The organism is Streptomyces sp. NPDC057438, from assembly GCF_042802995.1.
Classification (GTDB): domain Bacteria; phylum Actinomycetota; class Actinomycetes; order Streptomycetales; family Streptomycetaceae; genus Streptomyces.
Window position 1 is genome coordinate 1 of sequence record NZ_JBHVDD010000097.1, and the last position, 13563, is coordinate 13563.

13 protein-coding genes are annotated in these 13563 nt (G+C 68.1%); 6 read left to right on the plus strand and 7 right to left on the minus strand.

Translation table 11 applies throughout. The annotated features are described in order from the left end of the window. The 5 genes from ACFU5F_RS35690 to ACFU5F_RS35710 form a co-directional block, all read right to left on the minus strand. A partial coding sequence (locus ACFU5F_RS35690; protein WP_383896628.1) for an ABC transporter substrate-binding protein occupies positions 1-1090 on the minus strand: 1090 nt, incomplete at its 3' end. 548 nt (positions 1091-1638) lie between these two features. Then, positions 1639-2373 carry an SDR family NAD(P)-dependent oxidoreductase gene (locus ACFU5F_RS35695; protein WP_383896631.1) on the minus strand — a complete coding sequence of 245 codons (735 nt, stop codon included), beginning with the start codon at positions 2371-2373 and terminating at the stop codon, positions 1639-1641. 73 nt (positions 2374-2446) lie between these two features. Further along, a complete protein-coding gene (locus tag ACFU5F_RS35700; protein WP_383896634.1) occupies positions 2447-3553 on the minus strand; it encodes an alanine racemase in 1107 nt (368 codons plus the stop codon). A 121-nt stretch (positions 3554-3674) separates the two neighbouring features. Next, positions 3675-4160, minus strand: coding sequence for a RidA family protein (locus ACFU5F_RS35705; protein ID WP_383896637.1), 486 nt, complete (start codon positions 4158-4160; stop codon positions 3675-3677). A 1062-nt stretch (positions 4161-5222) separates the two neighbouring features. After that, complete coding sequence (locus tag ACFU5F_RS35710) at positions 5223-5909, minus strand: GntR family transcriptional regulator (RefSeq protein ID WP_383896640.1); 687 nt, start codon at positions 5907-5909, stop codon at positions 5223-5225. A gap of 562 nt (positions 5910-6471) precedes the next feature. Here ACFU5F_RS35710 and ACFU5F_RS35715 point away from each other — a divergent pair. From ACFU5F_RS35715 to solA, 5 genes are all read left to right on the plus strand, one after another. Beyond that, complete coding sequence (locus tag ACFU5F_RS35715; RefSeq protein ID WP_383896642.1) at positions 6472-7152, plus strand: haloacid dehalogenase type II; 681 nt, start codon at positions 6472-6474, stop codon at positions 7150-7152. Between the two features lie 48 nt (positions 7153-7200). Beyond that, positions 7201-7686, plus strand: coding sequence for a RidA family protein (locus ACFU5F_RS35720; RefSeq protein ID WP_383896645.1), 486 nt, complete (start codon positions 7201-7203; stop codon positions 7684-7686). A 92-nt stretch (positions 7687-7778) separates the two neighbouring features. Further along, positions 7779-8051, plus strand: a complete 273-nt coding sequence (locus ACFU5F_RS35725) for an SDR family oxidoreductase (RefSeq protein WP_383896647.1) — start codon at positions 7779-7781, stop codon at positions 8049-8051. Then, on the plus strand, positions 8048-9451 hold the full coding sequence (locus ACFU5F_RS35730; RefSeq protein ID WP_383896650.1) for an NAD(P)/FAD-dependent oxidoreductase: 1404 nt from the start codon (positions 8048-8050) through the stop codon (positions 9449-9451). Before ACFU5F_RS35725 ends, ACFU5F_RS35730 begins: the two co-directional genes overlap by 4 nt. A 20-nt stretch (positions 9452-9471) precedes the next feature. After that, positions 9472-10617: an N-methyl-L-tryptophan oxidase gene (gene solA, locus ACFU5F_RS35735; protein ID WP_383896653.1), complete on the plus strand. Its 1146-nt coding sequence runs from the start codon at positions 9472-9474 to the stop codon at positions 10615-10617. A 326-nt stretch (positions 10618-10943) separates the two neighbouring features. Here the strand turns inward: solA and ACFU5F_RS35740 are convergent, their stop codons facing one another. Both ACFU5F_RS35740 and aztA read right to left on the minus strand, forming a co-directional pair. Next, the gene (locus ACFU5F_RS35740; RefSeq protein WP_383896656.1) at positions 10944-11324 is read right to left on the minus strand and encodes an alpha/beta hydrolase; all 381 of its coding nucleotides are present in this window, start codon (positions 11322-11324) and stop codon (positions 10944-10946) included. A gap of 555 nt (positions 11325-11879) precedes the next feature. Continuing rightward, complete coding sequence (gene aztA / locus ACFU5F_RS35745; RefSeq protein ID WP_383896659.1) at positions 11880-12623, minus strand: zinc ABC transporter ATP-binding protein AztA; 744 nt, start codon at positions 12621-12623, stop codon at positions 11880-11882. A 14-nt stretch (positions 12624-12637) separates the two neighbouring features. Here aztA and aztB point away from each other — a divergent pair, with 14 nt between their 5' ends. Beyond that, a complete protein-coding gene (gene aztB / locus ACFU5F_RS35750) occupies positions 12638-13495 on the plus strand; it encodes a zinc ABC transporter permease AztB (RefSeq protein ID WP_383896661.1) in 858 nt (285 codons plus the stop codon). Positions 13496-13563 lie beyond the last annotated feature (68 nt).

Consider the following 13563-nt stretch of genomic DNA (forward strand, 5'->3'; position numbering starts at 1 on the left):
ACTCCAGCCAGCGCTTGGTGACGGCCGCTTCGTTCTTCAGCCACCAGTCGACGTCCGTGTCGAAGCCCTTGTCGTAGTACTTCGGCGCACCGGCGGACGCGTTGCGCTCGTCCTCCGTGAGCTTGGCGTACGCCACCGGCGAGGACGGGTTCGACGGGAAGAACTTGACCAGGTTGGCCTGGCTCTCCGCCCGCAGCGAGAAGTCCATCAGCTTGTAGGCGTTGTCCACGTTCGCCGCGCCCTTGGCGATGGCGTAGCCCGAGAACTGGCGGCGCGTACCGTTGAGTTGCCGCTCCACCGGGACGCCCTGCTTCTGCAGATCGGCAAGCCGACCGTCCCACACGGTGGACATCGTGACCTCCTGGCGGCTCAGCAGCACGCCGGGGAGCGGGCCGCTGTCCCAGAACTTCTTGATGTCGCCCCGCAGCCGCGTCAGCACCTTGAAGGCACGGTCCACATCCAGCGGGTACAGCTTGTCCGCGGGGACGCCGTCGGCCAGCAGCGCGAACTCCAGCTCCGGCAGGTCACCGTCCGGACTGACCATCGAACGGCCGCCCTTGAACGCCTTGGTGTCCCAGAAGTCCGCCCACGACTCCGGCTTCCTGCCCCCGAACGCATCGGTGCGGTACCCGATGCATTGGCCGTAGAAGGCGTGGCCGATCGCATGGTCGGTGACCTGGGCCTCGGGGATCTTCGCGCTCTGCACGCTCTTGATCCGGTCGAGGTCCAGCGCCTCCAGGGCGTCCTGCTTGACGTACTTGGTGTGCGACATCATCGAGTTGTTGATCAGGTCGCACTGCGGCCGGCCCTGCTTGATCTGCGCCAGCAGCGGGGCGTCGTCCAGGTTCAGCACCTTCACCTGGATGCCGGTCTCCTGCGTGAACGGCGTGTAGATCGCCTTCTGCAGCGCAGCACCGTAGGAACCACCGCTGTCACGGACGACCACCGTCTTGCCGCCGCCCTTGCTCCCACCGGAGGCCACACGGCTGGTGCCGGTACCGCAGGCGGCGAGGTTCGGAAGTGCGGCGAGGGCGGCCAAGCCGCCTGCTCCACGCAGGAGCGCTCTACGGCCGATCTGGGAATCACTCATGACAATTCTCCTCATACAGGATGCATGGAACCAGCTGTGCGGGGCTTTACCTCGCAGGTGCGGAGGGGGGTGCAGGGCGACCGACGCGGACGGAAGCATGTGCCGTTCGTGTTGCCCGGGTCGCCGCTTCGGGTACGGGTCACAGTGGATCGAAGTCCCCGACGACCTTGTGTCGGGGCGACGCCGGCCGGAAGGCCGGGCGAGTGGCGGTGAGGAAGCCTGAGGCGTCGCAGGCCGTGACCGGCAGGGTGGCGGCGGTCTTCCCCGGAGCCCGCGGCATGCGGGCCATCGTGAGGGTACGGGGCCTGCGTTCGGGGGACGTGCCGAGCGGTCCGTCAGCCCCGGCGACGTTCCTCAGCGGATGGCTTCGTGAGAGGTAGCCGGCGCGGGCGCATCGTGGGTGGCTCGGTTCGAGTACGGCGACTGGGGCATGCGCTCGACTCGTGGTCGATCGGTCATGCTGCGATCAGCGGTCGCCCGAGCCAGTCGGCGCGACGGAAAAGCAGGTCGCTCGGCCCATCGCTGGAGGTGGTGCCCAGCAGGGATGTTCAGGAAGCGGTGTACCCGCCGTCGACGGTCAGGACCGATCCGGTCACGTACGACGACTCCGACGATGCGAAGAAGAGCACTGCGTCGGCAACCTCTTCGGGGGTGGCGAGGCGTTGGAGCGGGATCGTGCTCTCGCGCTCGCGACGGTAGGCCTCGGGGTCGGGCCTGCGCTCGAACGCCGCTTCGATGACCGGAGTGACGGTCAGCCCCGGAGCGACGACGTTGACACGGATGTTGCGCGGAGCCCATTCGATGGCAGCGCCCTTGGCGAGCATGATGAGGCCACCCTTGGCAGCGGAATACAGGACCTGCCCGGCCATGCCGACCATGCCCAGCCGTGAACTGATGCAGACGAACGAGCCGCCGGTATCGGGCATCAGCGGCGCGAAGTGCTTCATCACCAGGAACGCGCTGAGCAGGTTGCTCTCCAGCACGTTCCTCGCGTCGTCGCAGGCCATCTCGGTGAGCGGACTGACGGCCTGCAGACCGTGGTTGAGGACGACGACGTCGACGGTGCCGAAGGACTCGGCGGCCTGCTTGGCCAGGCGTTCGACGAACGCCTCGTCGTTGAGGTCTCCGGGAACGTACAGGTCGTCGGGCTCAGCGCTGTCGAGTCGCTCCCTGCGGCCGGTGAGCAGCAGTCGCGCGCCCTCGCGGCGGAAGTGGGAACTCACGGCTTCCCCGATGCCACTGCTGGCGCCGGTCACCAAGGCCGTGGCGTTGTCGAGTCTCATGTCAGGGCACTCCTTTGCGGGGGAGGTCGGTCGGTCACGGGCTCGGGTACGAGGGTCCCGTCCCCGGCGCCGGTCAGTTGAGGAATCCGCGGGCATCGACCGGCCAGCGCTGCAGCGACGTGCCCGTGCTGTCGGTGACGATCAGTTCCTCGAAACCGAGGACGACCGGGCAGACGTGGTTCGGCACGACCGGTACGACGCTGCCGACGCTGGGACGGAACGCGCCGTCCGTGAGCGGAAGGAACCCGTGGTACTCGTTGACCTTGGACAGGACCGCCTTCGTGCCGGCGATGCCGCCGTAGCCGATCTCGGGGCTGCCTTCCTTGCTGAGGGCCTTGTTGCCCACATCGACGATGACCTGGCCGGGGACCCAGTCGCTGACCACGGTGCCGGCGACGAACAGCGCGATCTGGTCCTCCGTACAGGCGCCCAGCCGGGCGTTGTTGAGATCGCCGAAGATGTACTCGCCGGGACGGATCTCGGTGATCACGCTGCTGGTGGAGTACTCGAGGGTGGGAGTGGAACCGGCGCTGACCACCTCAGCGGTGACCCCGACACCTTCGAGGCTGCGTACCGCGGTGGTGAGTGCGGCCTCCTGGTCCTGCGCGGCGCGCCGGCGAGCGTCCTGGCTGGTGCAGCCGTGACCCGGGTAGGTGAAGACGCCCACCGGCATCAGACCGCGCTTGCGGGCGGCGAGCGCGAGATCGCCCGCGACCTCGGGCGGCGCCCCGGAACGGCGGGCTCCGCAGTCGACCTCGATCACGACCTGCAGTCGGTCCGCATCGTCTCCCATCGCGTCGGCGAGGGCCTCGATGGCCGCGACGTTGTCGACGCCGACCCGCAGCCGGGCGGACTCGGCGAGCCGACGGATCCGGGGCCCCTTCGTTCCCGCGGCCCAGATCGGATAGGCGAGGAAGATGTCGTCGAACCCGGCCGCGGCGAAGACTTCGGCCTCGCCGACGTTCCCCGCGGTGATGCCGACCGCGCCGGCCTCGATCTGGCGTCGCCCGATCTCCACGCACTTGTGTGTCTTGATGTGCGGCCTGACCTTGAGGTTGCGCTGGTCGGCGAAGCTCTGTACGCGGTCGATGTTGCCCTGCATGACGTCGACCAGCACGATCGGCGCGGGGGTGTCGATCCGCTCGACCAGAGCGTCGAGTGCTCGTTGCAGCCGGTTCATGCTGCCCCTCCTTGTGGTTCTGCCTGGAATGATCGAGGGGCGCGGGTGCTGACTCCCTCTGGATGCCGAAAGCGGTCCTCGATATCGCGCGTTTGCGTACGCCGCCGCCGTCGGCCCGGTCCTATACCGCGGTGCAGACCATCTGGATCTCGACCGGACTGTTGAGCGGCAGCCCGGCGACACCGATCGCGGTGCGGGCGTGCCGTCCGTTCTCACCCAGTACCTCGATGAGCAGATCACTGGCCGCGTTGGCGACCTGCGACTGCTCACCGAAGTCCGGCGTGCTGGCCACGAACACCAGCATCTGCACGATCCGGACCCGGTCCAGATCTCCCACCGCCTGCACAGCCGCAGCAAGGCAGTTGAGCACGGCATGGCGAGCGAGTGACCGCGCCGTCTCGAGCTCGACGTCCCTGCCCACAGTGCCCTGTCCCAGCAGCCAACCGTCCTTGTAGGGCAGTTGGCCCGAGATGTAGATGCTGGAGCCCACGGTCCGGTGGTGCACGTAGTACGCGTTGTCACGGAGTTCGGGAAGGGCCATACCCAGGGTTTGAAGCCGGCCGGAAGCCGAGTCGGTGCTGGCCGGCGAGGTCACGGTCTGACTCATCGAGCCACCTCCGCGGTCGGGTCGAGGCACACTCCCGCGCCATCGGCCAGGAGGACCCGCTTCGCATAAGTCTTGATCATCTGCACTCGGCTTTCCTCTCGAGTAACAGTGGCGACAAAGCGCCATATGGTGGCTTAAACCTGCCCACCGTATTGTCGTTTGTCGACCATATGGGTGCTCGTTGAGTACTGTCAACACAAACTTCAGCGTCGAGTGCGGCCTTGGAACACCGCGTGCGGCTGGGCCCGCTGCTGACGGGAGCGTCGGTTCTGCGCCGCGACCTGGCTCACCGGTCTCGTCCGGTCCGGCATGGACGCGCATGTGCACACGCCTCTCCGCACGACCGTCGCCGGCGACGCGGGATTCGCGAACGGTCGACGCGTACGGCCAGCCTCACGCCCGACGAGATCCCCGTACCGCGAGTGCGGCTCGGCCTGCCGCCCGGTATCCGGCAGGGCCCGCAGAGGCCGGCTGCAAACCTGGGCGGCAAGCTCGGCAACGGTGCCGCGGGGCGACACCGGCCCCGTTCACCGCCTGAAGAACGCCGCCGCCCCGCAGGCGGATTCAGCAGGAAGACGATCGTGAACGGGGGCAACTCCCCGACGAACAGCGAGGTTGCTCGCGCCGTTCCTGCCCATGGGCAAGCACGGCCCCTGCCCTGAGCGGCCGCGGAATCAGTTCGAGGGGAGCGATGTGGGGGTTCAGGCCGGACGCGCAGTGGCGTGACATGCCGTGGAGCCGCCCGCAGGAAACGGCCGCCGGGGAGGAACACGCCCGGCCCCTGCGACGCCCTGCCGCCGGGGTCGCACCTTCAAAGGCGTACCGAAGCGCGGTCAGGGCTGAGCCGCGGACACCGCGGCAGCGATGAGGGGCGGAGTCCGGGCATGTCTTACGGACTGCCCGGACGGGCCCGCGCCGCGGCGACCGTGATGCGGATGCGGTCAGTGCGCCGTCTCGGCCATGTCACAGGTGTGGCATACCACCCTGCGTGCCGGGACACGGCCGGATCTGCAACGTCACAGGGGCGAGCGGGCTTGGATGCTGCACGCAGGAGGCTTGGACTCATGCAGGCCGGGGCGCGCGCTCCCCCGGATTCGGCTTCCGAGCCCCCAGCCCCATGGGGAAATGGGCGGCCAGCTCACGGCGGAACGCATCCGCGTCGCCTTCCAGGGCGACGGCGGCCAGCCTCTCGTGCTCGACGACCAACTGCTGCGGGTCGTTGCTGTACGTGCGGTGATCGACGCTGAGGTGGAGACGCAGTCGGGTCTCCCAGCCGGTCCAGAGGCTCTGCAGCACGCCGTGCCCCGAGAGCTCATAGAAAAGTCCGTGGAAGCGAAGGTGCGCGTCGATGCTGGCCGGGATGTCGTCCTCCTCCATTGCCCGACGGAGATCCTCGACGGTCTGCAACAACTGCGGCCGCTCAGGACCGCGCAGCGCTTCGGCCGAGAGCTCGGCGGCGTAGGGTTCGATGTGGAGCCGGACCGAGTCGATCTCGGCGACCTCGCGAGCGCTCACCTCTACGACGAACGCCCCACGGTAGGGGTACTTGACGACGAGCCCTTCCTCCTCCAGCTTGGTCAGCGCCTCACGCAGCGGGGACCGGCTGATCCCGAGGTCCGAGGCGATGTGCGCTTCGCGCAGCTGGCCACCAGGACGTACGGTTCCGTTGAGGATGGCGGCACGCAGTGTGCGGTAGACGCCGTCCGGCGTCGTTGTCCGCTGCTCCTGCCACTCGAACTTGTGGTCCACTCCGTTGCCCTCCCTCGACGCTTGTCGACCATCTGGTCGTTTGTCGACTATACCTCCGCTGGTTCTGCATCCACACCTCAAGTCGACTGCCCGGCAAGGCGCTCACCGAGTTCACAGCGATGCCCCATCCGGCTCGCGTGCCCCGGTGACAGGCCAGGTGTCACGGGTGATGCGTTGCCTGCCAGGTGGATGCCTCTGCGCCTGTGGCGCCGCCGACTCTTCGGCCGTCAATCCCAGGGAGCGCCAGGTTCGGCGTGCGGACCGAGCACCTTGCCGGCTGGTGACATCGCCGTTGCCGATCCTCGCGGCCGGCTCGACGAGCCTGTGCGCCCATCGATCCGGTACTGGCTGCCCGTCCGCTCGAAGGTGACCCCGGCCGACAGCTGATGCACCCGACCCCGCGGATCACCCGATCCATCCGGAAGCAGATCGACACCGGACCTCCCTACCCGAAGGCACTCCTCTGCCGCTATTGACAGCCGAGACCCGTTTGGTCGACAATCGACCAAGTGGTCGACAATCGACTAAGCGTGACTGCTCCACTGAAGCACTAGGAGGACCGGTGGGATTCGACGTCAAGCCCAAGTTCGTGACGTTCGACATGAACGGCACACTGATCAAGTTCAGCATCAACGACACGATGCGTGAGGTCCTGGGCGACCGGCTGCCGGCCGAGGTCGCCGATGAGTACCTGCGGATCTGCAAGGCGTACCGCATCGACGAGTGCACGGGCGCGTACCAGCCGTTCCACCAGGTCGTCGCGCGTTCCATGGAGCGTGCTCTGCACAAGGTCGGTCTGGAGTTCCGCGAGGACGAGGCGCGGGCTGTGTACGAGCGCATCCCCACCTGGGGCCCGTACCCCGGTGTCACCGAGGCGCTGAACCGCCTGGCCGAGGCGGTACCGCTGGTCATCATCACCAACAGCGACACCGCGCACGCCGTGCGCCTCGCGGAGAACCTCAAGGCCCCCTTCGAGGTCGTCATCAGCGCCGAGGAGATGGGCGTCTACAAGCCGCGACTCAGCGCGTTCGAGTACATGTTTGACAAGCTCGGCGTGACACCCGACGAGCTCGTCCACGTCTCCGCGAGCCCCATGTACGACCACCGGTCCGCGGCCATCATGGGCATCAAGAACAAGGTGTACATGGACCGCGGCTGGGAGCACGACGAGCACTGGCTCGGCTACGAGCGGATCACCGACATCGCCGACCTCCCGGTCCTCTTCGGGCTGCCGCGCCCCTGACGCCGAGCGGAGATCTGAGGAAATGATCCCCAGCAAGGCGGTGGCGGCATGAGTCAGCCCCTGCCTCGAACCGTCAAGGGTGACTCGGCTTCAGAAAGGCTCCAGGCCCTGGGACTGAAGCTACCCGTCCTGGCCGGCACCACGTACCTCGTGCCCCACCGGACGGTGGGCTCCGCCATCCATCTCTCCGGCCAACTCCCGTTCAAGGACGGCGAGCTGCTGGGGCAGGGAGTTGTCGGCCGGGACGTGGAGCTGGAGACCGCGCAGGAACTCGCCCGCCATGCCGTGCTCAACTGCCTTGCTGCGGCTGTGCAGGCGGTGGGAGATCTGGACCGGGTCCGGATCGTGCAGATGCTGGTGTTCGTGGCCAGCCCGCCGGACTTCGGCGAGCAGTCGCAGGTCGCCAACGCGGCCAGTGATCTGCTCATCGAGGTACTGGGTGAGAACGGACGGCACGCCCGCACCGCGATCGGTGTCGCCGGGCTGCCGCTCAACAGTCCGGTCGAGATCCAGATGGTCTGCACCGCTGTGTAGCGGCGAGCCGATCATGAGCAGTGCCGCGACGGCCCGGCTTCCACAGGCACGCGACATCCTCGTCCAGCATGATCGGCGCCCCGGTGCCGACCATGCTGGACGACGCGACGCAAGACAGCGTCGACCACGTCATCGACGCGTTCTCCCGGCACAGATCCGCCCCAGAGGCCATCCGCCGTGAGCGTGAAGGGCAGATCCCGCTCCAGCGTCTCGCCACTTCCGAGGAGATCGCCGACGCCGTCCTCCTCCTCGCGTCGTCGGAGCCCTCGTACACCACCGGGCGACGCACTCGGCCGGCGGCGGCTACGCCGCCTTCCAGTAGCAGCCCACGCGGTTCCCAGAGACAGATGAAGGACACACCATGAACGCCCTCGCGCTACCACCCCGAAACGGAGAGCTCGGGTTCTGGGTGACCCAACTGGCCGACAAGAAGCCCTCGTTCCCCCGGTTCACCGGCCAGGACTCCGTCGACGTGGCCATTGTCGGCGGCGGCTACACCGGTCTCTGGGCGGCATACTTCGCCAAGAAGCTCGAACCGTCCCTCTCCGTAGCCGTCTTCGAGGCCGAGCAGGTCGGCTACGGCGCGTCAGGGCGCAACGGTGGCTGGCTCTCGGCCATGCCTCCGGGAAACCGTGCCGCCTTCGCCCGCGCCGGGGGCGGGCTGGAGGCGAGCCGGGCACTGCAGCAGGAATTCGTCGCCGGCGTCGACGCGGTCCTGGACATCCTCCAGGCCGAGGGCATCGACGCGGATCAGCACAAGGGGGGCGCGCTCGTCGCCGCCCACACCCGGGCGGGGCTGGGTCGGCTGGTGGCCCGACGTGATGCCGACCTGAAGTACGGGCTGACCGACGACGAGGTCCATCTGCTCGACCGGGACGAGTTCCAGTCCAGGATCAACATCTCCACCGTCCACGGCGGACTCTTCTACAAGCACTGCGCACGGATCCACCCGGCGAAACTCGTCTACGGCCTCGCCGACACCCTGACCTCCATGGGGGTGAGGATCTACGAGAACAGCCGCGTGGACAGTGTCGGGGACAAGGCCCTCACCCTGGCCGGCGGACGTGTCACCGCGGCGAAGACGTTCATCTGCACCGAGGGCTATTCGGGACAGCTGCTGGGCAGCCGGACCCTGATCCCGGTCAACTCCTCGATGATCGTGACCAAGCCCCTGCCGAAGGAGGCGTGGCAGCAGATCGGCTGGGACGGCCCCCAGTGTCTCAACGACTCCGCGCACACGTTCATCTACGCCCAGCGGACATCGGACGGCCGTATCGCCATGGGGGGCCGCGGTGTCCCCTACCGCTTCGGTTCCGGCACGGGAGGAGCCGGTGCGACCGCCCAGTCCACCATCGACCTGATCTCGCACAAGCTCAGCTCCTTCTTCCCGGACATCCCCTTCGAGGTGGACCACGCCTGGTCGGGAGTCCTGGGCGTCACCCGGGACTGGAACGGCGGCGTGCTCTGGGACCCGGCATCCGGGATCGGATCGTCCACCGGCTACGCGGGACACGGTGTCACGGCAGCCTACGTCGGCGGCAGGACCCTCGCGGAGCTCGCCTTCGAGAGACAAACCGATCGGACCGCTCTCCCCTGGGTCGGCTACCGGGCACGCAAGTGGGAACCGGAGCCCGTTCGCTGGCTGGGTGTTCACGCCATGTACCGGCTCTTCGGTATCGCCGACCAGTGGGAAGAGCACAGGGGCTCCAGCAAGACCTCACTCCTGGCCAGATTCGGCAGCCGCCTCGCCGGACTGCACGAGTAAACGACAAGGAAACGGCTCTCATGGACGCACAACTCGCCGTCATCGGCCTGGGCAGCATCGGAAGCATGGCCCTGTGGCAGGCCTCCCGGCTGACCGACTCGGTCGTGGGCTTCGAGGCCGCCACCCCCGCCCACGGCCGCAGCGCCGTGGGCGGGGACACCCGCCTGTTCCGCATGATCTACTTCGGGAAACCCGACTACTACCCCATCATGGAACGCTCCCAAAGCCTGTGGGCCGAGCTCGAAGCGGAAACCGGGCAGGAAATCTTCACGCCTACCGGGGGCCTGACCATCGGGACGGCGAACAGCGGCTTCATCAACAGTCTCCTTGAGACAGCGCGCATCACCGGAGCCGAGCACCACGTCCTCGACCGGGAGGAGCTGGCGGAACGCTACCCCCAGCACAACCTCCGCCCCGACGACTGCGCCGTCTACGACCCCCACGCCGGCGTTCTGCGCACCGACCGCGCCGTCAGCGCCGCCGTCGCGGCGGCCCAGGCCAACGGCGCCACCGTCCTGCAGAACACACCCGTGGACAGCATCACCGAAACCGACCACGGCGTCGTCGTCACCTCGGGCGACAGAACCTGGACGTTCGAGAAGGTCATCGTCGCCTCGGGCGGCTGGTCCCGCAGGCTCATGCCCGACCACCTCAAGGCCGTCACCGAAACCCACCGGATCGTCCTGACCTGGTTCATCGCCCAGGACGGCACACAGTTCTCGCCGAAGAACTTCCCCATCTTCAGCCGATGGTACGAAGACCGCTCCCTGTACGGCGCACCCGCCGTCGACGGCGTGACGGTCAAGGCGTCCGTGGACGCGCCGATGAGGGGGCGCTCGAGGGCGACCCCCGACCCGGACTCCGTGCTCAGGGAACTCACCCCGGAAGAAATCGAGAAGGTCACCGAGACTGTCACCGAATTCTTCCCCGGGCTCACCCCCACCATCGTGCGCGCCGACGCCTTCCCCGACCTCTTCACCGAGGACAGGCATCCCCTCATCGGCTGGCTGGACGAGAACAGCAGCATCTACTGCGCCACCGGGTTCTCCGGAAAAGGCTTCAAAATGGCGACCGGCTACGGCCACATCGCCGCCCACGAGGCGCTCGGCAAGCAGACCATCGAAGGCCTGGACTTCGTGAGGCCAGACCGGTTCAAGACCAGCTAGGCGCACACTCCGGCCGCCGCGGCGCAGTGGGTGAGCGTAAATCGGCTCCCCACGCTCACCGGTGTAATCGATGAACATGGAAGAGACATCGAGCGACTGACACCGAGCCGAGTTCGCGACCACCGATGACCAGGCGGAACCGGCATACGCCGCGACCTCGACGACCCCGGCACCCGCTGACCCTCCCGTGCCGCGTTCCTGGCAGCGAGCAGGGGGGCGAGGCGGGCACCGGTGCGGGCGGGTGGCCGCGGGTCAGCGTTTGACGCGGTTGCGGATGGCGAGGACGGCCAGGCCCAGCAGGACGGTTTCGGTCAGGCGGGAGGTCATCAACCCTGCGGAGCAGGGAGCGGCAGCGAGGTGACGCCGCCTCGCCAGGGCCTTGCCGACGGGGCGGCGGGCACGGCAGGACCCTTGCAGGTCACGTCCTTCGTCGGCAGCATGCCGGTGGTCAGGTAGGCCGTGGCCTTCTTGTCGGCGCACGACATGAAACCGTAGAGGCCGTGGCCGACGCCTCCGGTGACCGTGACCATCTTCGCCCCTGCATGACACGGCGCATGCCCTGGCCACTGGTCAGCGGCGTCTGGAAATCCCGCTCGTACTGCAGGATCAGCCCGCCGACCTTGTTGTCGACCCCTGGTGGCGGGCTCACCGCCCTGCTTCCTCCAGAAGGCGCACGGCTTGATGTTGGGCGCGAACTCGCCGTACACCGGGTAGCGGCCTTGTCCCGGATCGCGTCGCTGCGGTACTGCTCCGGATCACGCGGCCAGTCGCGGGTGTCGGAGCAGGCGACGGACCAGAAGGCGGCCCCTTCGTTGTCCGAGGGCACCGCACGGCCGAACGAGGGCGGCGCCTGCGTGCGTGCCTTGAAGTCCTGGCCGGGGGACGGAGCCCTGCCCTCGGCAGCCTTCTTCACCGTGGCGATCCACTTGGCGGCGTCGCTCGGGTAGAAGAACCTGACACGGCTCTCGGAGCGGATGTCGGTACCGGCCAGTGAGGTGCCCTCGAAGCCGATCGGCTCGCGGTCCGCCCGGGAGACCAAGTCGTAGAAGGTTCTGCGGACCGCCTCGGGAGTGCTGCCCAGCTTGTACGTGGAGTTCCGACGGGCAGTCCACTCGGCCCCCCTGGCGAAGGCGGGCTCAGCGCCCTCCGCCTCGTAGTCCTGCATGACGCCGCGCCAGCCGGGCCTGCCCGGTGGCAGCGGCAGTTGCACGGACAACGGCACGCGAGGCCCACCGCCACGAGGAGGGAAGAGGGCCGTCGTCTCACACCGGTTGCCAGATCTGGGCAAGCGTTGCGGCGGTGAGCAGTTGCTCGGGGTTCCCCTGCCCCGCCAGGCGACCGTCGCGGAGCAGGAGGCAGGCGTCCGCCGAGCGTGCGGCTTCCAGGTCGTGGGTGGCTTGCACGACGGTGACTCCGTCGGCGACCAGCTCCGTCAGCAGCGCGGCGATCCGGTCCCTTGCCTCGGGGTCCAGGCCCGTGGTCGGTTCGTCCAGGAGGAGCAGGTCCGATTTCTGGGCGAGTCCCTGGGCGATCAGGGCGCGTTGTCGTTGTCCGCCGGAGAGTTCTCCGAGTTGGCGGGTGGCGAGGTCAGTGATACCGAGCCTCTCCATGGCCTGGTCCACGGTGGCCTGGTCCTGCCGGGTCAGTCGGCGCCACGGCCCGCGGTCGCTCCAGCGTCCCATCTCCACCGTCTGCCTGACCGTGAGCGGCAGTGCGTCAGCGACGGCGCCGTGCTGCGGGACGAACGCCGGCGTCCGGTCACCGGCGTGGTGGATCCGGCCTGATGTGGGTTGGATCACTCCGGCCATGACTCCGAGCAGGGTGGACTTCCCGCTGCCGTTCGGGCCGACGAGTGCCGTGATCGCCAACGCCTTTATCTCCGCGTCGAGTTGATGCAAAACGGGGCAGCCGGGATATCCGGCGGAGAGGCCCGTGAAGCGGACTCGAGGCGTTCGGGTCCCGGCGACGGTGGGAGAGTGCAGCTGTTTTTTGAACATGATTTTCATTATAGTCCGCTGTCATGGACTGGTTGACGGGCCCTTTCGAGGTGACCTTCGTGCAGAAGGCTCTGTGGGGCGGAATGTTGGTGTCGGCGATCTGTTCTCTGGCCGGCACCTGGGTGGTGCTCAGGGGAATGGCCTTCCTCGGTGACGCCATGTCGCACGGCCTGCTGCCGGGAGTGGCGCTGGCCGCGCTGTTCGGCGGCAACCTCCTGGTGGGGGCGCTGCTGAGCGCGGCCGTCATGACGGCCGGTGTCACGGCTCTCAGCCGAACCCCGCGGCTGTCCCAGGACACGGGTATCGGGCTGCTGTTCGTGGGGATGCTGTCGCTCGGTGTCATCATCGTGTCGCGGTCGCAGTCCTTCGCCGTCGACCTGACCGGGTTCCTCTTCGGTGACGTCCTCGCCGTCCGCGAGCGGGATCTGCTGCTGCTGGGTGGGGCGTTGCTGCTGGCGCTGGCCGTCTCGGTCCTCGGCCACCGAGCCTTCCTCGCCCTGGCTTTCGACGCACGCAAGGCCCAGACCCTCGGCCTGCGGCCCCGCCTTGCGCACGCCGTGCTGCTCGGCCTGCTGGCGCTGGCCATCGTCGCCTCGTTCCACATCGTGGGCACGCTGCTGGTGCTGGGCCTGCTCATCGCCCCACCGGCCGCAGCGCTGCCCTGGGCGCGCAGTGTGCGGGGCGTCATGGCCCTCGCGGCGCTCCTCGGCATCATCGCCACCTTCGGTGGCCTGCTGCTGTCCTGGCACCTGAGCACCGCGGCCGGCGCGACCATCTCGGCCCTGGCAGTGAGCCTGTTCTTCCTCTCTCACCTGGCCTCCGGGCTCATCCACCGCCGTAGTGCGCGCCTCCTCGGCGCTCACGCCGCGGCGACCGACTGAAAGAACCTGAGGCGATCCCTTTGCTCGTCCGAAGCAACGTCATACGTTGGGCTCCCGCCTCGCTCGTG

Excerpts from the sequence above, each read along its gene's own strand:
- aztB (WP_383896661.1), top strand. The coding sequence starts at position 12,638 with ATGGACTGGTTGACGGGCCCTTTCGAGGTGACCTTCGTGCAGAAGGCT.
- ACFU5F_RS35700 (WP_383896634.1), bottom strand. The coding sequence starts at position 3,553 with ATGAACCGGCTGCAACGAGCACTCGACGCTCTGGTCGAGCGGATCGAC.
- ACFU5F_RS35725 (WP_383896647.1), top strand. The coding sequence starts at position 7,779 with ATGCTGGACGACGCGACGCAAGACAGCGTCGACCACGTCATCGACGCG.
- ACFU5F_RS35730 (WP_383896650.1), top strand. The coding sequence starts at position 8,048 with ATGAACGCCCTCGCGCTACCACCCCGAAACGGAGAGCTCGGGTTCTGG.
- ACFU5F_RS35695 (WP_383896631.1), bottom strand. The coding sequence starts at position 2,373 with ATGAGACTCGACAACGCCACGGCCTTGGTGACCGGCGCCAGCAGTGGC.
- solA (WP_383896653.1), top strand. The coding sequence starts at position 9,472 with ATGGACGCACAACTCGCCGTCATCGGCCTGGGCAGCATCGGAAGCATG.
- ACFU5F_RS35705 (WP_383896637.1), bottom strand. The coding sequence starts at position 4,160 with ATGAGTCAGACCGTGACCTCGCCGGCCAGCACCGACTCGGCTTCCGGC.
- aztA (WP_383896659.1), bottom strand. The coding sequence starts at position 12,623 with ATGAAAATCATGTTCAAAAAACAGCTGCACTCTCCCACCGTCGCCGGG.
- ACFU5F_RS35720 (WP_383896645.1), top strand. The coding sequence starts at position 7,201 with ATGAGTCAGCCCCTGCCTCGAACCGTCAAGGGTGACTCGGCTTCAGAA.